Source organism: Paeniglutamicibacter psychrophenolicus (genome assembly GCF_017876575.1).
GTDB lineage: Bacteria > Actinomycetota > Actinomycetes > Actinomycetales > Micrococcaceae > Paeniglutamicibacter > Paeniglutamicibacter psychrophenolicus.
This window is the reverse complement of the sequence record NZ_JAGIOE010000001.1, coordinates 651737-670702: the sequence shown is the minus strand read 5'-3', so window position 1 is coordinate 670702 and position 18966 is coordinate 651737. Positions and strand designations below refer to the sequence as shown.

At 67.5% G+C, this 18966-nt stretch carries 18 protein-coding genes; 9 read left to right on the top strand and 9 right to left on the bottom strand.

The window, feature by feature from the left end; all coding sequences use genetic code 11:
- Nucleotides 1–24 precede the first annotated feature (24 nt).
- Genes JOF46_RS02890 through JOF46_RS02875 form a run of 4 tightly spaced genes read left to right on the top strand, consistent with a single transcriptional unit; the run spans nt 25 to nt 4200 of the window.
- A complete protein-coding gene (locus tag JOF46_RS02890) occupies nt 25–1269 on the top strand; it encodes a CaiB/BaiF CoA transferase family protein (RefSeq protein WP_209905939.1) in 1245 nt (414 codons plus the stop codon).
- Entirely contained in the window at nt 1266–2228 is a 963-nt protein-coding gene (locus JOF46_RS02885; RefSeq protein ID WP_209905938.1) for a beta/alpha barrel domain-containing protein, read from the top strand. The genes JOF46_RS02890 and JOF46_RS02885 overlap by 4 nt, the downstream gene beginning before the upstream one ends.
- Nucleotides 2228–3217 (top strand): 2-hydroxyacid dehydrogenase, encoded by a 990-nt coding sequence (locus JOF46_RS02880; protein ID WP_209905937.1) that lies wholly within the window; start codon nt 2228–2230, stop codon nt 3215–3217. The genes JOF46_RS02885 and JOF46_RS02880 overlap by 1 nt, the downstream gene beginning before the upstream one ends.
- Complete coding sequence (locus JOF46_RS02875; RefSeq protein WP_209905936.1) at nt 3214–4200, top strand: glycerate kinase family protein; 987 nt, start codon at nt 3214–3216, stop codon at nt 4198–4200. Before JOF46_RS02880 ends, JOF46_RS02875 begins: the two co-directional genes overlap by 4 nt.
- Here JOF46_RS02875 and JOF46_RS02870 read toward each other — a convergent pair.
- Entirely contained in the window at nt 4197–5000 is an 804-nt protein-coding gene (locus tag JOF46_RS02870) for an IclR family transcriptional regulator (RefSeq protein WP_209905935.1), read from the bottom strand. The two genes, JOF46_RS02875 and JOF46_RS02870, sit on opposite strands and share 4 nt — an antisense overlap.
- 356 nt (nt 5001–5356) lie before the next feature.
- On the opposite strand from JOF46_RS02870, the gene JOF46_RS02865 reads away from it, so the two are divergent.
- Together JOF46_RS02865 and JOF46_RS02860 are read left to right on the top strand one after the other, a co-directional pair.
- Nucleotides 5357–6400, top strand: a complete 1044-nt coding sequence (locus JOF46_RS02865) for an NAD(P)-dependent alcohol dehydrogenase (protein WP_209905934.1) — start codon at nt 5357–5359, stop codon at nt 6398–6400.
- 105 nt (nt 6401–6505) lie between these two features.
- Nucleotides 6506–6778 (top strand): DNA gyrase subunit A, encoded by a 273-nt coding sequence (locus tag JOF46_RS02860; RefSeq protein WP_209905933.1) that lies wholly within the window; start codon nt 6506–6508, stop codon nt 6776–6778.
- Here JOF46_RS02860 and moeB read toward each other — a convergent pair.
- The 5 genes from moeB to thiO form a co-directional block, all read right to left on the bottom strand.
- Nucleotides 6775–7971, bottom strand: a complete 1197-nt coding sequence (moeB, locus tag JOF46_RS02855; RefSeq protein WP_245347977.1) for a molybdopterin-synthase adenylyltransferase MoeB — start codon at nt 7969–7971, stop codon at nt 6775–6777. The genes JOF46_RS02860 and moeB overlap by 4 nt on opposite strands.
- Nucleotides 7972–8113: 142 nt before the next feature.
- On the bottom strand, nt 8114–8773 hold the full coding sequence (locus JOF46_RS02850) for a 4a-hydroxytetrahydrobiopterin dehydratase (protein WP_209905932.1): 660 nt from the start codon (nt 8771–8773) through the stop codon (nt 8114–8116).
- 25 nt (nt 8774–8798) lie between these two features.
- Nucleotides 8799–9602 (bottom strand): thiazole synthase, encoded by an 804-nt coding sequence (locus JOF46_RS02845; RefSeq protein WP_209905931.1) that lies wholly within the window; start codon nt 9600–9602, stop codon nt 8799–8801.
- Between the two features lie 44 nt (nt 9603–9646).
- A complete protein-coding gene (gene thiS, locus JOF46_RS02840; protein WP_209905930.1) occupies nt 9647–9886 on the bottom strand; it encodes a sulfur carrier protein ThiS in 240 nt (79 codons plus the stop codon).
- Nucleotides 9883–11127 (bottom strand): glycine oxidase ThiO, encoded by a 1245-nt coding sequence (gene thiO / locus JOF46_RS02835; RefSeq protein WP_209905929.1) that lies wholly within the window; start codon nt 11125–11127, stop codon nt 9883–9885. The genes thiS and thiO overlap by 4 nt, the downstream gene beginning before the upstream one ends.
- Before the next feature lie 144 nt (nt 11128–11271).
- Between thiO and thiE the strand changes: the two genes are divergently transcribed.
- The gene (gene thiE, locus JOF46_RS02830; RefSeq protein ID WP_209905928.1) at nt 11272–11952 is read left to right on the top strand and encodes a thiamine phosphate synthase; all 681 of its coding nucleotides are present in this window, start codon (nt 11272–11274) and stop codon (nt 11950–11952) included.
- 73 nt (nt 11953–12025) lie between these two features.
- On the opposite strand, the gene JOF46_RS02825 is transcribed toward thiE, so the two are convergent.
- A complete protein-coding gene (locus JOF46_RS02825; protein ID WP_209905927.1) occupies nt 12026–13228 on the bottom strand; it encodes a M20 family metallopeptidase in 1203 nt (400 codons plus the stop codon).
- A gap of 945 nt (nt 13229–14173) precedes the next feature.
- Here JOF46_RS02825 and JOF46_RS02815 point away from each other — a divergent pair.
- Both JOF46_RS02815 and JOF46_RS02810 read left to right on the top strand, forming a co-directional pair.
- Nucleotides 14174–14371 (top strand): type II toxin-antitoxin system VapB family antitoxin, encoded by a 198-nt coding sequence (locus tag JOF46_RS02815; RefSeq protein WP_209905925.1) that lies wholly within the window; start codon nt 14174–14176, stop codon nt 14369–14371.
- Nucleotides 14368–14739, top strand: coding sequence for a type II toxin-antitoxin system VapC family toxin (locus tag JOF46_RS02810; RefSeq protein WP_209905924.1), 372 nt, complete (start codon nt 14368–14370; stop codon nt 14737–14739). Before JOF46_RS02815 ends, JOF46_RS02810 begins: the two co-directional genes overlap by 4 nt.
- A gap of 395 nt (nt 14740–15134) precedes the next feature.
- Here the strand turns inward: JOF46_RS02810 and JOF46_RS02805 are convergent, their stop codons facing one another.
- Both JOF46_RS02805 and JOF46_RS02800 read right to left on the bottom strand, forming a co-directional pair.
- The gene (locus tag JOF46_RS02805; protein WP_425355029.1) at nt 15135–17108 is read right to left on the bottom strand and encodes an ABC transporter ATP-binding protein; all 1974 of its coding nucleotides are present in this window, start codon (nt 17106–17108) and stop codon (nt 15135–15137) included.
- On the bottom strand, nt 17105–18838 hold the full coding sequence (locus tag JOF46_RS02800; protein ID WP_209911461.1) for an ABC transporter ATP-binding protein: 1734 nt from the start codon (nt 18836–18838) through the stop codon (nt 17105–17107). The genes JOF46_RS02805 and JOF46_RS02800 overlap by 4 nt, the downstream gene beginning before the upstream one ends.
- Nucleotides 18839–18966: the final 128 nt, after the last annotated feature.

Below are 18966 nucleotides of genomic sequence, written 5' to 3'. Positions count from 1 at the left end.
CCGCAAACCCAAGGAAGTCCCCCATTGCCTGAAAAAGTTATTGCCCCCCTGGCAGGAGTACGCGTCCTGGAACTCGGCAACTACATTGCCGCCCCGACCGCAGGCCGCCTGCTCGCCGATTTCGGCGCCGAGGTCATCAAGATCGAGCGCCCTGGAACCGGCGACGAGCTGCGCAACTGGCGGCTGAAGAAGGGCAGCGTCTCGATGCTGTACCGCACGATCAACCGCAACAAGAAGTCGGTGGTGCTCGATTTGCGCAGCGACGCCGGGCGTGCGGCCGTCCTGGAACTGGTCAAGCAGTGCGACATCCTGCTGGAAAACTTCCGCCCCGGAACCCTGGAGAAGTGGGGTCTTGGACCCGAGGTCCTCAACGAAGCGAACCCCGACCTGGTGATCACCCGGATCTCCGCCTTCGGGCAGACCGGGCCGCTCTCCGAACGCCCCGGATTCGCGGCCGTCGCCGAGGCCTTCAGCGGATTCCGCAACCTCGTCGGGGACCCCGACCGCGCCCCGGTCCGCGTCGGCGTATCGATCGGCGACTCCATCGCCGGGCTGTACGCCGCCTTTGGCTCGGTCATGGCACTGTTCCAGCGCGAAACCCGCCGCGGCACCGCCGCGAAGGTGCCGCTGGGCGAACGCGTCATCGATGTGGCCCTGCACGAAGCCATGTTCTCCATGATGGAATCGCTCATCCCCGACCTCGGGGCCTACGGAGACAAGCGCAGCCGCGTGGGCGGCCGCATGGAAGGGATCGCCCCGTCCAACGCCTACGTCTGCAAGGACGGTGCCAGCATTGTGGTTGCCGGCAACGGGGATGCGATCTTCCGCCGTTACATGGAGACCATCGGACGCCCGGACCTGGGCAACGACCCGACCCTGCAGTCCAACGCCGAGCGCTGGGAACGGCGCATCGAACTCGACGCTGCAATCGGCGTGTGGACCGCGACGCTGCCCTCGCAGCAGGCCCTCGAATTGCTCGACGCCGCCGGCGTCCCGGCCGGGCCCATCTACACCGCCGAGGACATCGTCAACGAACCGCAATATGCCGCCCGCAACATGATCCAGTCCTTCGACGTCTCCACGGGCGAGGAGATCCTTCAGGGCGTCGGGTTCCCCGGCATCGTCCCGGTCATCGGCGGCACCTCGCTGCCGATCCGAACCCTCGGCCCTGACCTCGGCGAACACACCCGTGAAGTGCTCGGCGGCCTGCTGGGCATGGACGCTGACGAAATCGCCAAGGCATCAAACCCCGAGAGGACCCCGGCATGAACCACACCCTTGAACCCCGCGCCGTGCTGCGCGACGTGACCCTGCGCGACGGCCTGCAGCTGACCGGCAAGCTGCTGTCCACCGAACGCAAGGTCGCCACGGTGCGCGAGCTGATCCGCTTGGGCGTGCCGGAGATCGAGCTGGGCTCCATGGCGCGAGCGGATCTGGTCCCCACCATGGCCAACACCCTGGAGGTCGCCGCTCAGCTCACGGCCGAGGAACTGGCCAGGTGCTGGATCTGGGTGGCTACCCCCGGACACGTCGCGAAGGCCGCGGCGGCAGGCATCCGCAACTTCCAGTACTGCCTCTCGGCCTCCGATGCCCACAACCAGGCGAACATCGGGCGCAGCACCGAGGCCAGCCTCGCCGCCCTGCCGCAGGCCATCGAGTACGCGCGGGCCGTGGACGGCCGCATCCAGCTGTGCATCGCCACGTCCTTCACCTGCCCGTTCGACGGGCAGGTGCCCGAGCAGCGGGTCCTGGACATCGCCAACGACCCGCGCGCCGAGGGCACCTGCGACATCGTCATCTGCGACACCCTGGGCCAGGCCGTCCCCGCGCAGGTGGCAAGCCTGATCTCCCGCGTGCGCGACGAAACCCCGGAGAGGCGCATCGTCTACCACGGCCACGACACCTGGGGCCTGGGCGTGGCCAATACGCTCGCCGCCATCGGCGCCGGAGCCGGGGTCGTGGACGGGGCCCTGGGCGGGCTGGGCGGCTGCCCGTTCGCCCCCGGGGCCAGCGGAAACACCTCCAGCGAGGACATCCTCTTCGCCACCCGCCCCGCATGGCTGGACCCGCGCGCCTTCGCCGGGCTGGTGGAACTCTCCGAGGACCTCCTGGAGGAACTTGGCGAACCCAACCGCTCGAAGTCGGCCCAGGGCGCGCGGTCCAAGGCCGCCGCATTCGACTGGGTCATCGCCTCGGACCGGGTCCCCTCGTGCGAGGAGGCGTTGTAGTGGGGGCACGGATCCTGCTCACCACCGACCTCCCGCATCCCGCACGGGAACTGCTGGCCGCCGCCGGGGAAATCACCGTGCTTGCGGCACCTCCCGGCTACGAGGAACTCGACGCACTGTGCGCGAGCGGGGACTTTGACGTGGTGCTCACCCAGCTGCGCGACAGGATCGACGGGCCGCTGCTGGCCCGGGCCCGGGTCAAGGGAATCTCCAACTACGCGGTCGGCTACAACAACATTGACGTTTCGGCGGCCACCAAGCACGGGATTGCGGTGGCCAACACCCCCGGGGTGCTCACCGACGCCACCGCCGACATCGCCATGCTGCTGGTGCTGGGCACCGCGCGGCGCGTAATCGAGGCGGACCGGCTGGTCCGCGAGGGACGCTTCACCGGCTGGGAACCGGAGCTGATGCTCGGCTCCGACGTCTCCGGAAAGACCCTGGGACTGGCCGGGTTTGGGCGCATTGCCCGGGCCACGGCCCGGCGGGCGCTGGGATTCGGCATGGAAATCCTCTTTGCCCCGCGCCCACCCGGGGACCGGGTTGTCGGCCGGGAAGAGCTGGGCGAGTTCGCCGGCAAGGTGCGCCAGGTTCCCTGGTCCGAGCTGGTGGCCTCCAGCGACTACCTGTCCCTGCATGTTCCGCTGAACGCCGACACGCACCACCTGGTGGACGCGGACGTGCTGGGGCGGATGAAGCCCTCGGCCATCCTCATCAACACGGCCCGCGGCCCCATCGTCGATGAGGAGGCGCTGGTGGCGGCCCTGTCCACGGGCCGGATCGCCGGGGCCGGACTGGACGTGTTTGAGAACGAGCCGCTGCTGGCCGCCGGACTGGCGCAGCTGCCCAACACCGTGCTGTTGCCGCACGTGGGCAGCGCGACGGTTCCGGTGCGCGCCGAAATGGCCCGGCTGAGCGCCCTGAACGCCATCGCCATGGCCTCCGGCCAGGTTCCCGCGCACCCGGTGAACCCGGAGGTCTACGCATGAGCGTGCTCATCGTCCCGGACAGCTTCAAGGGAACCTTCAGCGCGTCTGAGGTGGCCGGGCACATCGCCGCCGGCGTGCGGCGAGCCGGCGGGACGGCGCTGGAAATCCCGGTGGCCGACGGCGGCGAGGGAACCTTCGACGCGCTGTGCGCGGGACTCGACACGATGCCGGTCCAGGTCCGGGTCCGCAACCCCTGGGGAGAACCGGTCACCGCAACCCTGGGCCTGGCCGGGTCCACCGCCGTGGTCGAGCTGGCGCAGGCCTCCGGGCTTCATGTCCCCCACGGTGGGAACCGCGACCCGTTCACAGCCGACACCTACGGCACCGGCCAACTGGTCGCCGAGGCCGTGGCCCGCGGCGCCCGGCGCATCCTGGTGGCGGCAGGCGGATCGGCCACGACCGACGGCGGGACCGGCGCCGTACGCGCCATCGAGGATTCCGGTGGCCTGCGCGGCGCGGAAATCACCGTGCTCTCGGATGTCACCACCGGGTTCCTGGATGCCGCGCGGATCTTCGGCCCGCAAAAGGGCGCGGGCCCGGCCATCGTGGAGCTGCTGGCCGAAAGACTGAGGCAGCAGGCGAGCTCCTTCCCCCGCGACCCGTCGGGGACGCCGGGGACCGGGGCTGCGGGCGGCTTTGCCGGAGGGATGTGGGCGCACTACGGCGCCGAGCTCGTCTCCGGGGCGGAGTTCGTCCTCGACGCGGTGGATTTCGACACGCATCTGGCCCGGGCCACCGCCGTGGTGGTGGGCGAGGGCCGGCTCGACGGGCAAAGCATGGGCGGGAAGATCATCTCGGTGATCCTGAAGCGCGTGGCTGCGCTTGCACCCCACCTGCCGGTCTTTGCCGTGGTGGGATCGCTCGGCGAGGACCTGGGTGCGGCCCGTGATCTCTTTGCCGATGTGCTGGTGGCCTCCGCGCCGGAGGACATGGCCAGGGCCGGTTTTCAGGTCCAGGCCGCGCTGCCGCAGCCGCCCATCTAGCTGCGCGAGGCCACGGCTTCCCCGGGGAATCGTCCGCCGATGAGCCGGGTCATGCGCTCCGCGGTCTCCAGCAGCGGCTCGATCCACCCCTCGCACACGGAGCGGGGCATGCGCATCGTCGGGCCGCTGATGGTCACCGCCGCGACGAGCCCCGCCGCCGCGTCGAACACCGGGGCGGAGAGGCCCGAGGCGCCGCTTTCCCGTTCCCCGGTGGTGATCGCAAAACCGTCGGCGCGCGTGCGGGAAATCGCGTCGCGAAGATCCTCGGTGCTGGTGATGGTCGCGTCGGTGAAGTGCTCCAGCGGGGCATCAAGCACCGTGCCCAGCAGGTCGGGGTTCCACGCCAGGAGCACCCGCCCGGCGGATCCGGCATGAAGCGGCGCAAGCTTTCCGAGGTGCATTTCACGGCGCAGCGCATGCCTGGTTTCGGCCATTCCCACGCAGACCCGGAACTGTTGCTCGGCGCGGAACAGGCAGGCGGTTTCGCCCGTGGTGTCCCGGAGGTCCGCCAGCAGCGGGTTGATCACGTCAAGGATTTCCTTGCCGCGCGTGGCCGGGGCGGCCCAGTAGGCCATTTTCATGCCGATGCGGAAGGCATCGCCGTCCCGGTCCAGGAATCCCTGCCCGACCAGGTTCGCCACCAGGCGTTGCACCGTGGAGGTGGGCATCCCGGTGGTTTCCCGAATGTCCGAGAGCGTAAGGACCGGCTGGCGAAGCGAGAATGAATCAAGGATTGCGCTGATCTTGCCCAGCACGAGCAGCGGGTTCTGGTTTTTCGTTGATGCTTCGGCCTTCGACATGAATTTGACGCTAGACCATCGGACCGGGCGCGTCCAATCACCTTGCCTCGGGTCTCGATACCCACTTTCCCCGGCCCGCCCGCGGGGCCTGCGTCGCCTGGTTTCTCCCGCGTCGTTGTTGCAGATGGCAACAACGACCGGCATCGCTGGAGCACCCAGGGATGCCCTGTCGGTACATGTATCAACAGGGCCTCCCTCGGCCGTCCCCGTGGTGGTTTGATTGACTGGGACGCTTCGACGCACCACGCGGTGCCCACGGGGGACCGTGCCGCCATCGCCGCCACGCGGCAGGTACGCACGGGCCCGCACCGGATCCGTCCCGCAGTGAAAAACTTCCTATCGCAATACGGAGAACCATGCTTCAAGTCAATGCCTACGCCGCACCGTCCGCCACGGAAGACCTCGTCCCCACCCGCATCGACCGCCGCGAGGTCGGGGAGCACGATGTGCTGATCAGTATCAAGTTCTCAGGGATCTGCCATTCGGACATCCATACCGTGCGCGGGGAATGGGGCCCACAGCAGTACCCGCTGGTTCCGGGGCACGAGATCGCCGGGATCGTCACCGAGGTCGGCTCCTCGGTCACCCGTCACGCCGTGGGCGACCGCGTGGGCGTTGGCTGCATGGTCAATTCCTGCCGCGAGTGCGTCCACTGCATGGCCGGCGAGGAGCAGTACTGCCTGAGGGGCAACATCGGCACCTATGGCGCCACGGACGTCGACGGAACCATCACCCAGGGCGGCTACGCCACGACCGTGGTGGTGAACGAGGACTTCGTGGTGAACATCCCCGCGGCCCTCGACCTCGACGTCGCCGCGCCGCTGCTGTGCGCCGGGATCACCACATACTCCCCGCTGCGCCACTGGGGTGCGGGCCCGGGCAAGAAGGTCGCGGTGGTCGGGCTCGGCGGGCTGGGGCACATGGCGGTCAAGATCGCCCACGCCATGGGCGCGGAGGTCACCGTGCTGTCGCGGACGCTCAAGAAGCAGGAAGACGGCCTGAAGCTCGGGGCCGTGAACTACTTCGCCACGGAAAACCCCGAAACGTTCGAGGTGCTCGCCGGATCCTTCGACCTGATCGTCAATACCGTCAGCGCCGGCATCGACATCAGCGCCTTCCTGCAGCTGCTGACTCTTGACGGCACCCTGGTCAACGTCGGTGCCCCGGCCGAGCCGCTGCCGGTCAACGTGTTTTCGCTGATCATGGGCCGACGCTCGTTTGCCGGGTCGATGATCGGCGGCATCCGCGAGACCCAGGAGATGCTTGACTTCTGCGCCGAGCACCGGATCGCCGCCGAGGTGGAGGTCATCGCGGCCGAGGACATCAACAAGGCCTACGAGCGCGTTCTCGCCTCGGATGTCCACTACCGCTTCGTCATCGACGCGGCAACGCTGGCCTGAACCGCGCCACGCGCGGATAGCCGGCCTTCCCGACGCCCCCTGGTGCCACCCGCAGCGCGGCACCAGGGGAACGTGGGTGCGCCAGGCCCATGGCATGATGGCGACATGGAACCGGACCCGCACGACAAGACCCGCGCCGAGCTGCAGATCCTTGAAGCCATCGTGCAAGCCTTCGACAGGCGCGAGGAGGTGTTCGCCGCCATTGCACCAGCCGAAACCCACGAAGAAGCATGCGCCGCGGTGGAGAAGCTCCTGGGCGTCGGGGAGATGGAGGCCCGTGCCGTGCTTGATATGCAGGCCCGGCGGTGGGCGCAGGGCGAACAACGCAAGATCACCGACCACATTGCGGTGCTGCGCGCCGAGCTGGAATCGGCCTAGCTTCGCACCCGGGTTTCAGCCTTCAGCCAGGCATCGATCCCGCCATCCAGGTGCACCACGTCGGTATAGCCCGCCGCGGCCAAGGCTTCGAGCGCCTGCCCCGAACGCACGCCTGACTTGCAGTGCACCACCAGTGGCACATTCCGCGGGATCCGATCCAGCGCGGTCCCGTCCTTGATGCCGGCCAGCGGAACCAACACGGACCCTTCGATGCGCGCGATCTCGAACTCGACAGGCTCGCGCACGTCGAGCAGCACGAAGTCCTCCTCCCCCGAATCCCGTCTGCCCAGTCGTTCGGCCAGTCCGTCAACGGAGACCAGGGCATTGTCCGTGGCCGCTTCGGCTTCGCTTGCGCCGAGCCCGCAGAAGATCTCGTAGTCGACCAGTTCGGTGATCGGCTCCGCCTCCGGGTCCTTGGTGATGCCCAGCTCGCGCCAGCGCGAAGTTAGCGCGTCGAAGACCAACAGCCTGCCCAGCAACGTTTCACCGACCCCGGTGATGAGCTTGACTGCCTCGGTGACCATGATTGCCCCGATCGAGGCGCACAGCATTCCGAAGACCCCGCCCTCGGCGCAGGACGGAACCGTGCCCGCGGCCGGCGGTTCCGGGTAGAGGTCGCGGTAGTTCGGGCCGTGCTTGGCCCAAAAGACGCTCACCTGCCCGTCAAAGCGCAGGATGGATCCCCACACATAGGGTTTGCCCAGCAGTGCCGCGGCGTCGTTGACGAGGTAGCGCGTGGCGAAATTGTCCGCGCCGTCCAGGATCACGTCGTAGCCGGCGAAGATCTCCAGTGCGTTGGTGGAGTCCAGGCGCACCGGGTGCAGCACGACGTCCACCCCCGGGTTGAGCTCGGTAATCGAGTCGCGGGCCGAGTCCAGCTTGGTGCGTCCAATGTCTTTGACCCCGTGGATGACCTGCCGCTGGAGGTTGCTCAGTTCCACCGTGTCGTCGTCGATGACTCCCAGCGTTCCCACGCCGGCTGCCGCCAGGTACAGCAACGCGGGCGATCCCAGTCCGCCGGCACCGATGACCAGCACCCTCGCGTTGCGCAGCCGGCGCTGTCCCTCCAGCCCGATCTGGGGCATGAGGGCATGGCGGGAGTAACGTTCCAGCTCCTCGTTGGTAAGCGCCGGTCCCGGTTCCACCAACGGCGGCAACGGAAAAATGCTGTTTTCGACAAGAGCTTGTGTCAATGGGACCTACCTTGCTGGACATTGTTAGCGATGTGAATTGTATTTTCATTTGGGCACGGAAAGGTATCGACCATCGTTGCCAATGACCAATTTGGTGGACATCAATGGATAACCAGCTCTGTCCGAAACGGCAATGCAGCCGTCAGTAGGCTTCGCGGCCCTTTTCCGTGCAGACGCAGAAGCGGTTTCCTTGGGCATCGGTGGCCACCACGAACCTGGGTGCCGCCCCATGGTCGAGGCTCGCCCCGGTGGCTTCCAGCCCGTCGAGGATCGACGCGCTTTCGCTGAAGGGCACCGTGATGTCCAGGTGTAGGCGGTTGGCATTGGGCGTGGCGGTCTCCTGGAACCAGATGCCCGGCCCGCGCCCGAAGGGATCGGTGATGCTGCCGTCTTCCTGCCGCTTGTAGCCCAGGGCCAGGCGCCAGGACTCCGAAATGGCATCCACATCGTCGGTGTCGATGGCGATTTCCACGGTGTGCAGGAGCTCGGGCTTCGCGATGGCACCCGCGCTGGTCGCCTCGGCCGAAATCGAACGGGCCAGTGCCGCGTCGCGCGCGGTCACCTTGCTGCCGGCGTCGTGCGAGGTCAGCGTGATGAACAACGTATTGTATCGCCAGTCGACGTCGGGGTGGTGGTTGGCTTCCTGTGCCAGGGCCCCGATGGTGGCGAACAACGCCAGCGCCGAGGCCGAGGACTCGCACTTCAGCGCGGTGCGCAGCGCGCCCATGCCGTAGCGCCACTGCGGCAGCGCGGTGAGGTTGGCGTGGACTTGTTCCGTGGTCAGAACGTCTTTTGCGGGCATGGTGTGCTCCTTCGAGTTCCGGTTCTTACAGATCCGGGCGTCCCTCCATGGCGGAGGATGCCAAGGCGTGCGTGCGCCTCGGGATGCGCCCTGCTTGTGCCGCCAGTCTTCCACCAATGACCGCATGTCTAAAGGCTTCCGCCATGCGGATCGGGTCTTGGGCGCGGGTCACCGCCGAGGCGAGCAGCACCGCGTCGCAGCCCAGCTCCATGGCCAGCGCGGCATCGGAGGCCGTGCCGATCCCGGCGTCCAGGATGACCGGAACCGAGGCCCGCGAGACGATCAATTCGATGTTGTGCGGGTTCAGGATCCCCAGCCCGGTGCCGATCGGGGCGCCCAGCGGCATGACCGCCGCGGCCCCGAGCTGCTCGAGGCGCAACGCGAGCACCGGGTCGTCGTTGGTGTAGGCGAAGACCTTGAATCCGCGCGCCACCAGTGCCTCGGTGGCCTCGACGAGTTCGACGGCGTCGGGCAGCAGCGTGTGCTCGTCGGCGATCACCTCAAGCTTGACCCAGTCGGTTTCCAGGGCCTCGCGCCCCAGCTCGGCGGTCATCAGCGCCTCGCGGGCGGTGAAGCAGCCGGCGGTGTTGGGCAGCACGCGGATGTTGTTTTCCAGCAGCAGTTCAAAGAGGTTGGTGCCGCCGGTGGAACCGGCGCCCGGTGCGCTGTAGCGGCGCATGGCCACCGTGGTCAGCTCGGTGCCGGAGGCCACGAGTGCGGCGCCCAGCCCGTCCAGGCTCGGCGCCCCTCCGGTGCCCATGATGAGCCGGGAGCCCAGGGGGATGCCGTCGATGACCAGCGGGTCGGTTTCAAGCAGTGTTTGGGTCATGGTGCTTCTCTTTCTTCCAAAGTGGTGGGGCGGAGTTGCGGTGGTCAGCCGCCCTGGACGGCGGTGACGATCTCGATGTCGTCATCGAGTTCAAGTTCGGTGGCCGACCATTGGCTGCGCGGGACGATCCCGGCGTTGCGGGCCACGGCCACGCCGAGGCGTCCGCCGTCCGCGGGTTTGCCGGTGGGAAGCAGCTCGCGGCCGGTGACCGTGGCGACCAGCTGGGACAGTGTGGTGCCGGCGGCCAGCGGGTGGGTGGCGCCGTTGAGTTGGATGGTGCTCATGGAATCTCCTGGGGTTGCAGTGCGGGCGAGAAGCGGTCGGGGCGGAAGCGGTCCCAGGCGGGATCGTGCACACCTGCCAGCAATTGGGTGGTGATGCGGGCGGCTATGGGGGCCAGCAGCACGCCGTGGCGGAAGAAGCCGGTGGCGATGAGCAGCCCGGGTATCCCGGTTCCGTCGCTTGCCGCAACGCGGCCCAGCAGCGGCGCGTTGTCCGGGGTCCCGGGGCGGGCGCGGGCGGTGGTTTCGATGAGTTCGAGTTCGGCGACAGCGGGCAGCAGCACCTGGGCGTCGCGCAGCAGCTGGTGCACCGATCCGGCATTGACCCCGGCCGAGCCGTCCTCGCGGGAGCTGGCGCCGATGACCACGGTGCCGTCGTTGCGCGGAACCACGTAGACCGGCAGCCCGCGGACCACCCCGCGCAGCGTGGCGGTGCACAGGGGTCGCAGGTGCTCGGGGACGCGCAACCGCAGGATGTCCCCATGCACCGGGCGCAGCGGCAGCACCAGCCCCTCGGGCAGGGCGCCAAGGCCTGCGGCACCCAATCCGTTGGCGATGACGACCTCGCGGGCGCGGACGCTCCGCCCGTCATCCAGCAGCACCCCGCAGATCCGCGACCGGGTGTCGGCCGGGTCCTCATGCAGCAGCGCGGTGGCCCGGACGCGCACCACGGTGTGGTCCCGGCCCCGGCCCTCCGCCCCGGCGGCGGCGACCAGGCGGGCTTCGATGGACGCTGCCACGGCCCTGGGGTCGACCTGGTGGTCATGGGTGATCAGGTGGGCGGCGCCGAGGTTCGGGGAGAGCAGCGGTTCGCGTTTCCGGGCCTCGCGGATGGTCAGTGGCGCCACGTCGAGCCCCTGGCGGGTTTGGGCCTCGCGCAGGTCGGCAAGCGCCGTGCGGTCCGCGGCATCCGCGCCCAGGGCCAGCGTGGGAGTGGAGCGGAACCCGGTCTCCGGGTACCCGTCGTCGGCCAGTGCCTGGATGAAGCCGGGCCAGAGCGCCGCGGAGGCCAGGGTCAACGGAAGCAGGTTTTCTTCCTGGTAGTGCAGCTCGCTGACCGGGGCCAGCATGCCCGCGGCGGCGAAGGTCGCACCGATTCCGGGGGCCGGGTCGATGAGCGTGACACGATGCCCGGCACGCTGGGCTTCCAGGGCGATGCCCAGTCCGATGATTCCACCGCCGATGACGGCAACGTCGGCGGACAAGTCGTGGGCATTCAGGGGGTCGGGCACGGTGCACGACATCGAGGTCTCCTTCCCTACGCCGGTATTAGCCGGATCAGGTTCCACGCCCCCCTGGTGTTCGGGTGGCGTCTGTCGGTCGGCGCAATCGGCGCCCTCTCAGCCAGCATTCCTGGCTCCCGCGGTACAGAAGCTAGTCTAGGGGATATGAGCCACATCACCGCCACAGATGACACCGCATCCGTCTTAACCGCCCCGGGCATCGGAACCGCCCGCCTGTACCTGTGCACGGATGCACGGAAGGAACGCGGGGATTTCGCCGATTTCCTGGCCGCCGCCTATGCCGGCGGGGTGGACGTCATCCAGCTGCGGGACAAGTCCCTGGATGCCGCGCAGGAGCTGGAATTGCTTGGTGTGCTGCGCGAGGTTGCGACGGATGCCGGGAAGCTTTTCTCGGTCAACGACCGTGCGGATTTGGCGCTGCTCTCCGGCGCACCGGTGTTCCACGTGGGCCAGAAGGACCTGCCGCTGCCCGCCGCAAGGTCCCTGGTGGGCCCGTCGGTCATCGTCGGGCTCTCCAGCCACGATCCGGTCCAGATTTCCGCGGCGGCCTCCGATGCAAACACCGACTACTTCTGCGTCGGCCCGCTGTGGGCCACCCCGACCAAGCCCGGGCGTGCGGCGGTCGGCCTGGAAATGGTGGAGCACGCCGCGTCCCTGGGCACGGACAAGCCGTGGTTCGCCATCGGCGGGATCGATTTGGGCAACGTGGAACAGGTCGTTGCTGCCGGGGCCTCGCGCATCGTGGTGGTCCGCGCCATCACCGAGGCGGACGACCCCGCCGCCGCGGCGCAGGAGTTGCTCTCGCACCTGCCCACACTGGGCTGAAACGGCCAACACGAGGGCAACCGCAGGATTTGATCGACACCACGACGTAGCCCCGGGGCGAATCCGGCGGGATCTAGCGGCGGTAGGCGGCCGCGCGGAAACGCTCGCGCTCATCCGCAGTGGTCGCGGCACCGGCCACGGTCCGGGCCAGCGCGACGGCCGCCTCGAACATCACCGAGTAGGCCTGCTCGGTGTCGGCCAGCGCGGTGAAGGCGTGCGAGTGGATGGAGAAATCGGCGCCGGGGATCGAGAGCCACGGGTGCAGCGACGGGATGACCTGGGAGATGTTGCCCATGTCAGTGGACCCGCCGGCCAACCCTGCCGCCGGGGTGACGTCCTTGCCGAGGGACTCCATGGCCGCGGTCCAGTGCGCGGCCAACGCGTCGTCCTGCAGCAGCGGCTCGTACAGCGGCTCGGTTTCCTCGAATTCCAGCTGCGTTCCGGTGGCCAGCGCGGCCCCCTCGAAGCAGTTGCGCACCCGCACCAGCAGCGCCTCGTATTCCGGCAGCGTGAAGGCGCGGCACTCGAATTCGACCACGGTGCGTTCGGGGATGATGTTGGTGGCCACCCCGCCCTCGGCGATGAAGGAGGCCATGCGGTGGTCGGTGGGGATCTGCTGGCGCAGCAGCCCCATCGCGACCTGCGCGAGGGTCGCGGCATCCCCGGCGTTGATCCCCAGGTGCGGGGCGGCCGCGGCATGCGAGGCCTTACCGGTGAAGATCGCCCGGTAGCGGCCCACCGCCTGGGCGGAGGTGCCGGCGGGGTTGTAGGAAGTGCCGTCCTGCACCGGGTGCACCATCAGGGCCACGCCCACGCCGTCGAAGGCACCGCGTTGAAGCATCAGCGCCTTGCCTCCACCGTGTTCCTCGGCCGGGGTGCCGATGGCCTTGAGCGTGACGCCCAGCTCGTCGGCCAGCGGGGCCAGGGCCAGGGCAGCGGCGACCGATGCACCGGCGATCAGGTTGTGGCCGCAGGCATGTCCGACGCCGGGCAGGGCATCGTATTCCACGCAGAGGGCCACCGTCAGGTCGCCGCTGCCGATGCTCGCGCTGAAGGCGGTCGGCAGGCCGCTGGTCCCGCGCTCGACCTCGAACCCGACTTCTGCCAATAGCTCGGCAATGGATGCGGATGCCCGGTGTTCTTCGAAGGACAGTTCCGGGTTGGCGTGGATGTCCTGCGCCAAGGCCAGCACGCGCTCCCGGTGCCGAGTGATCCCCTCGGAAATCCGCTGGTGAAGAGTGGTTTCGTTCGATCTTGTCGAATCAGGGCTGGTCATGGTGTCCTCATTGTTGCTGCTGTGGGCGCATCGGCGGCCAAGGATGAAGCCCCACAACCATATCGCCGTGCCGGAAATGCCACCAAGAAGTTCGACAGGCTCCCCCAGGACTCCCGGGGGCCTGGGAGTCGGACCCAGCAAACTCCCGTTGCCCCTTGCCGATCCGTTGCCCTCCCGGGCCCATGCCATAGCATCAAGTGCATGGGAACACCGGGAAGGGTCCGCAACTGGTCCGACGAAGAGGGATGGGGTGTTGTCGACTCGGCGCAAACCCCCGGCGGGTGCTGGGTGCATTACAGTGCCGTCGATACGCCCGGATTCGCGTCGCTGAAACCGGGACAAGACGTTGAGCTGGAGTGGGAACAGGCCCGGCAGGACGGCTTTGGTTTCCTGGCGCTGGCGGTCAGGCCCACCGGCAGCAAAGACGTTTCTGCGCCCCAGATCTCCAGCATGCCTCCGTGCACCTCTCCAATGTCTGGAAGGTCGTTGGTGTCCAGGTCCTCCATCAGGTGAATGCCGGCGCACTCGTGGATCGTGATGCGGCCCGCCTGTCGAACACCCTCAGCGAGCGCCGAAGCCGGCCACCTGGATAGTAGGGATGCCGGAAAGAGACCCTCACCCGGGTCTCGGGCCATTGCCCCTTCACGTCCACCCGCGCATCGGTGACCCCGTCCGCAATCGGGAAGGATTCCACGCTCTTCCACTCGTCTCCGCAAGCTGACGCACACGGTCACGGGAGCGCGCGTCTGGCTGACGGCATGCGTTTGACACGTACCGAGATCGCGAGCACCCGGGCCGCCGTGCACGCTGCCCGCCCCGATTGGCGTGGAACCGAATCTCACGAAATTTCGACTTCTCCTCGTCGCTTTTCTAGATTAACCGACGGCTCCAGACCCACAATTCGACATCCTTTGATGCTAAAATTGATGTCTCGAGGAGGTTCTGATGAGAACTACAGTCAACATCGATGACGGGCTTCTGGCACGAGCGAGCGAACTGACAGGTGTTACCGAGAGGTCAACTCTGTTGCGGAATGGTCTAACGACATTGATTCGCGTCGAGAGCGCCAGACGTCTCGCAAAGCTTGGTGGCACCGACAGCTCCGCGACTGCGGCCCCGCGGCGGCGAGAAGACGCAGCGTGATCCTGGTCGACACTTCGATTTGGATCGATCACCTGCATTCACTTGAGCATGACCTCGCCGCGTTGCTCGCTGACGACGAGGTCGGATGCCATCCGTATGTGATCGAAGAGCTGGGGCTCGGGTCGATCAAGCAACGCGCTGTAGTGCTGGAATTACTGCAGGGCCTGCACCAGTTCCCGGTGCTTGATCATACTGAAGTGATGACGCTCATTAACGCTCAACACCTCTGGGGCCGCGGCCTCAGCGCGGTTGACTGCCACTTGCTTGGTTCCGTTTCGTTGGTTGGCGGGTCCCAACTTTGGACACGCGACAAACGTCTGATCGCGGCGTGCCGAGAATTGGGTGTCGCCTACCGCAAAGGGCCTTGAGAGCTCTCGCGCGGATGAGTCACATGCTCCGGCACGAACGCCTCCACGCAAGGAACAGTGCCACCCGGGGGCCAGCCGGGATTCAAATCCCACCGGGCTTTCTTGTCAGGGTGCGCCATGTGCGTCTTGGTATATGCATCTGACTGCTCGCACAAATTCAACGCAGTCAATCCAACAGGCCCGCAAATAAAACCGTATCCGTCACCCCGCCGAGGGAGCCGGCCCTCGGGTCGCAATGGGCACAGCGGACATGAGCTACTTCCTGATAGACCCTGACTTTCGACTAGCTGGCATGAATTTTTGGACAATCGGTGTCGGAGAGCGGGGCTGCGTTCTCAATTGTCCAGACGCCGTCTGGACAATTGAGAACTCCCGCGGGTCTTCGCGGCCGGAACCTAGATCCCCTCGTCGACGGGCAGCGCGAATTGCGCGTTGTAGAGCTCGAAGTAGGCACCGCCGGCCGCCAGCAACTCGGCGTGGGAACCCTGTTCGACGATCCGCCCGGCGTCCATCACCAGGATCAGGTCCGCGTCGCGGATCGTGGAAAGCCGGTGGGCGATCACGAAGCTGGTCCGGTCGCTGCGCAGCACGGCCATGGCCTGCTGCACCAGCACCTCGGTGCGGGTGTCCACCGAACTGGTGGCCTCGTCCAGGATCAGCACGCTGGGGGCGGCAAGGAACGCGCGGGCGATGGTGATCAGCTGCCGCTCCCCCGCGCTGACGTTCTCGGCCTCGTCGGCGAGCACCGTGTCGTAGCCATCGGGCAGCGAGCGCACGAACCTGTCCACGTAGGTCGCGGTGGCCGCGTCGATGATCTCTTCCTCGGTGGCCGAGGGCCTGCCGTAGGCGATGTTCTCGCGGATCGTGCCGCCAAAGAGCCAGGTGTCCTGCAGCACCATGCCCATGCGCCGGCGCAGGTCATCGCGGGTCATGTTCGCGATGTCCGTCCCGTCCAGGGTGATGCGCCCGGAATCCAGCTCGTAGAAGCGCATGATCAGGTTCACCAGCGTGGTCTTCCCGGCCCCGGTGTGCCCGACGATGGCGATGGTGTGGCCCGGCTCGGCAACCAGCGAGACGCGTTCGATGAGCGGGACCTCGGGACTGTAGCTGAAGGACACGTCCTCGAAGACCAGCTTCCCGGCGCCCGGACCCGGGCTTTGGGCGGGCACCAGGTCCGCGGACTGCTCCTTCGCCTCAAGCAGGTCGAAGACGCGCTCGGCCGAGGCGATGCCCGACTGGACCAGGTTGGCCATGCTGCCCAGCTGCGTCAGCGGCTGGGTGAACTGGCGCGAGTACTGCAGGAACGCCTGCACGTCCCCCAGCCTCATCGAGCCCGATGCCACGAACATCCCGCCGATCACGGCGATGGCCACGTATATCAGGTTCCCGACGAACATCATCGAGGGCTGGATGATCCCGGAGACGAACTGGGCGCCGAAGCTGGCCTTGTAGAGCTGGTCGTTCTTCGCGTCGAAGACCGCGTTGGTCTCGCGCTGCCGGCCAAAGACCTTCACCAGCGCGTGGCCGGTGTAGTTCTCCTCGATGTCGGCATTCAGTTCGCCGGTGTGCTTCCACTGGGCGACGAACATCTTTTGCGAGCGCTTGGCCACCTGCGCGGTGATCACGATGGTCAGCGGGATGGTCACCGCGGCGACCACCGTCAGGATCGGCGAGACCAGCAGCATCATCACCAGCACGCCGACGACGGTCAGCAGCGAGGTCACCATCTGGCTGAAGGTCTGCTGCAGCGACTGGGCGACGTTGTCGATGTCGTTGGTGACCCGGGAGAGCAGCTCCCCGCGCTGCATCTTGTCGTAGTAGCCCAGCGGCAGCCGGTTGATCTTCTCCTCCACGTCCTGGCGCAGCCGGTACATCGTCCCCTGCACCACCTCGTTGAGCACGTAGGCCTGCAGCCAGGCCAGCAACGAGGAGAAGACATAGAGCGCCAGCACCCCGAGCAGCACCAGCCCCAGCGCATGCAGGTCCACGCCAACACCCGGGGTCAGGTGCATCCCGGAGAGCAGGTCGGCCTGCGAGTTGTCCCCCCTGGCACGCAACCCCTCGATGACCTGGTCCTGGGTGAGAGACGCCGGAAGCTTTGCGGAGATCACGCCCTCGAAGATCAGGTTGGTGCCCTGGCCCAAAAGCTTGGGCCCCAGCACGCTGAAACCGACGCTGAGCACACCCAGGACAAGCACCGCGGCCAAGCCCAGGCGGTGGGGTGCCAGCCGGCGCAGCAGCTTCTTCGCCGAGGGGAGGAAGTTCATGGCCTTTTCCGCTGGCATGGACGGGCCGAAGCGCGGTCCGCGGCCCGGTGGCGGGCCGGGCATGCGTTCGGCGGTGGCCTTCTTGCCCGTCGACTCGCTCATGATGCCTCCTGCGCGGTGAGTTGCGACTCAACGATTTCCACGTAGGTCGGGCAAATTTCCAGCAGTTCCGCGTGGGTGCCGTGGCCCACGACGTGCCCGCCCTCCAGCACGATGATCGCCGCGGCGTCCCGGATGGTGGCCACGCGCTGCGCCACGATGAGCATCGTCGCCCGCGACCTGTGCTTCTTCAGCGCCAGGCGCAGCCGGGCGTCGGTGGAGGAATCCAGGGCGGAGAACGAGTCGTCGAAGATGTATATTTCCGGGTCCTTCACCAGCGCGCGGGCGATGGCCAGGCGCTGGCGCTGGCCGCCGGAGACGTTGGTGCCACCCTGGGCGATCGCCGCTTCCAGGCCGCCTTCCATGGCCGCGACGAAGTCGCGCCCCTGGGCGATGTCCAGGGCCTCCCACAGTTCCTCGTCGGTGGCATCGGGCTTGCCGTAGCGCAGGTTGGAGGCGACCGTGCCGGCAAAGAGGTAGGGCTTTTGCGGGATGAGCCCGATCCTACTCCAGAGCAGGTCGGGTTCCAGGTCCCTGACGTTGACCCCGTCCACCAACACCCTTCCCGCGGTGGCGTCGAAGAGCCGCGGCACCAGGTTCACCAGGGTGCTCTTGCCCGAGCCCGTGGAACCGATGATGGCGGTGACCCGGCCGCGGACCGCCGAGAATTCGAGGTCGTGCAGCACCGGCTGCTCGGCGCCCGGGTAGGAGAAGGACACCCCGGAAAATTCCACTGTCCCGGTTTCCCGCAGCGTGCCCACGGCCGGATCGGCGGCCTTGACCGAGGACTCGGTCTCAAGCACCTCGCCGATCCGGTCCGCGCTGACCGCGGCACGCGGCAGCATCATCCCCATGAAGGTGGCCATCATGACGGCCATCAGGATCTGCAGCAGGTAGCTGAGGTAGGCGACCAGCGCCCCGACCTGCATCTCGCCCGAGGCCACGCGCAGCCCGCCGAACCAGATCACCGCGACGCTGGAAACGTTCAGCACCATCATCACGATGGGGAACATCAGCGCCAGCAGCCGCCCGGCCCCCAGCGACACGTCGGTCAGTTCCCGGTTGGCCGCCGCAAAGCGGGCTTTTTCGTCCTCCTCGCGCACGAAGGCGCGGATCACCCGGATGCCGGTCAGTTGCTCGCGCAGCACCCGGTTCACCACATCGATGCGTTTTTGCATGAGCCGGAACAGCGGGACCATGCGGGAGATGACCAGCCCGACGGCAACCAGCAGCACCGGCACGGAAACCGCCATCAGCCACGACAGGCCCAGGTCCTGCTGCATGGCCATGACGACCCCGCCCACGGCGAGGATCGGGGCGGCGACGAAGAGCGTGCAGGTCATCAGCACGACCATCTGGACCTGCTGCACGTCGTTGGTGGTGCGGGTGATCAGCGACGGTGCCCCGAAATTCGAGACCTCTCGCTCGGAGAACCCGGAGACCTTGTGGAAGATTGCCCCGCGCAGGTCCCGGCCCAGCGACATCGCTGTCCTGGCCCCGAAGTAGACGGCGGCGATCGCGCAGGCCACCTGCACCAGCGTGATCCCCAGCATGATCATGCCGGTGGACAGGATGTGCTGCACATTGCCCACGGCCACGCCGTTGTCGATGATGTCCGCCACCAGGCTGGGCAGGTAGAGCGAGGCGATGGACTGCGCGGCCTGGAACAGGCCCACGGCAATGAGCAGGTTCCGGTAGGGCGCCAGGTGGACACGCAGCAGGCGCAGCAGCATGTTCACGCCACCCCTCCTGGGCCGGGACTTGGCCACGCGGTGGTTTGCGGAACCGGACATATTCCGAACCTAGTCGCGCCCGCAGCGGCCCACAAGGGTACTTCGGCCCCGGGTGCGCATTTGAGTCG

What these genes read in the sequence shown, in the direction of transcription:
- JOF46_RS02885 (WP_209905938.1), top strand. Translation starts at nt 1,266, where the DNA reads ATGAACCACACCCTTGAACCCCGCGCCGTGCTGCGCGACGTGACCCTG.
- JOF46_RS02875 (WP_209905936.1), top strand. Translation starts at nt 3,214, where the DNA reads ATGAGCGTGCTCATCGTCCCGGACAGCTTCAAGGGAACCTTCAGCGCG.
- JOF46_RS02870 (WP_209905935.1), bottom strand. Translation starts at nt 5,000, where the DNA reads ATGTCGAAGGCCGAAGCATCAACGAAAAACCAGAACCCGCTGCTCGTG.
- JOF46_RS02865 (WP_209905934.1), top strand. Translation starts at nt 5,357, where the DNA reads ATGCTTCAAGTCAATGCCTACGCCGCACCGTCCGCCACGGAAGACCTC.
- JOF46_RS02860 (WP_209905933.1), top strand. Translation starts at nt 6,506, where the DNA reads ATGGAACCGGACCCGCACGACAAGACCCGCGCCGAGCTGCAGATCCTT.
- JOF46_RS02850 (WP_209905932.1), bottom strand. Translation starts at nt 8,773, where the DNA reads ATGCCCGCAAAAGACGTTCTGACCACGGAACAAGTCCACGCCAACCTC.
- JOF46_RS02845 (WP_209905931.1), bottom strand. Translation starts at nt 9,602, where the DNA reads ATGACCCAAACACTGCTTGAAACCGACCCGCTGGTCATCGACGGCATC.
- thiS (WP_209905930.1), bottom strand. Translation starts at nt 9,886, where the DNA reads ATGAGCACCATCCAACTCAACGGCGCCACCCACCCGCTGGCCGCCGGC.
- thiO (WP_209905929.1), bottom strand. Translation starts at nt 11,127, where the DNA reads ATGTCGTGCACCGTGCCCGACCCCCTGAATGCCCACGACTTGTCCGCC.
- thiE (WP_209905928.1), top strand. Translation starts at nt 11,272, where the DNA reads ATGAGCCACATCACCGCCACAGATGACACCGCATCCGTCTTAACCGCC.
- JOF46_RS02825 (WP_209905927.1), bottom strand. Translation starts at nt 13,228, where the DNA reads ATGACCAGCCCTGATTCGACAAGATCGAACGAAACCACTCTTCACCAG.
- JOF46_RS02815 (WP_209905925.1), top strand. Translation starts at nt 14,174, where the DNA reads ATGAGAACTACAGTCAACATCGATGACGGGCTTCTGGCACGAGCGAGC.
- JOF46_RS02805 (WP_425355029.1), bottom strand. Translation starts at nt 17,108, where the DNA reads ATGAGCGAGTCGACGGGCAAGAAGGCCACCGCCGAACGCATGCCCGGC.
- JOF46_RS02800 (WP_209911461.1), bottom strand. Translation starts at nt 18,838, where the DNA reads ATGCTGCTGCGCCTGCTGCGTGTCCACCTGGCGCCCTACCGGAACCTG.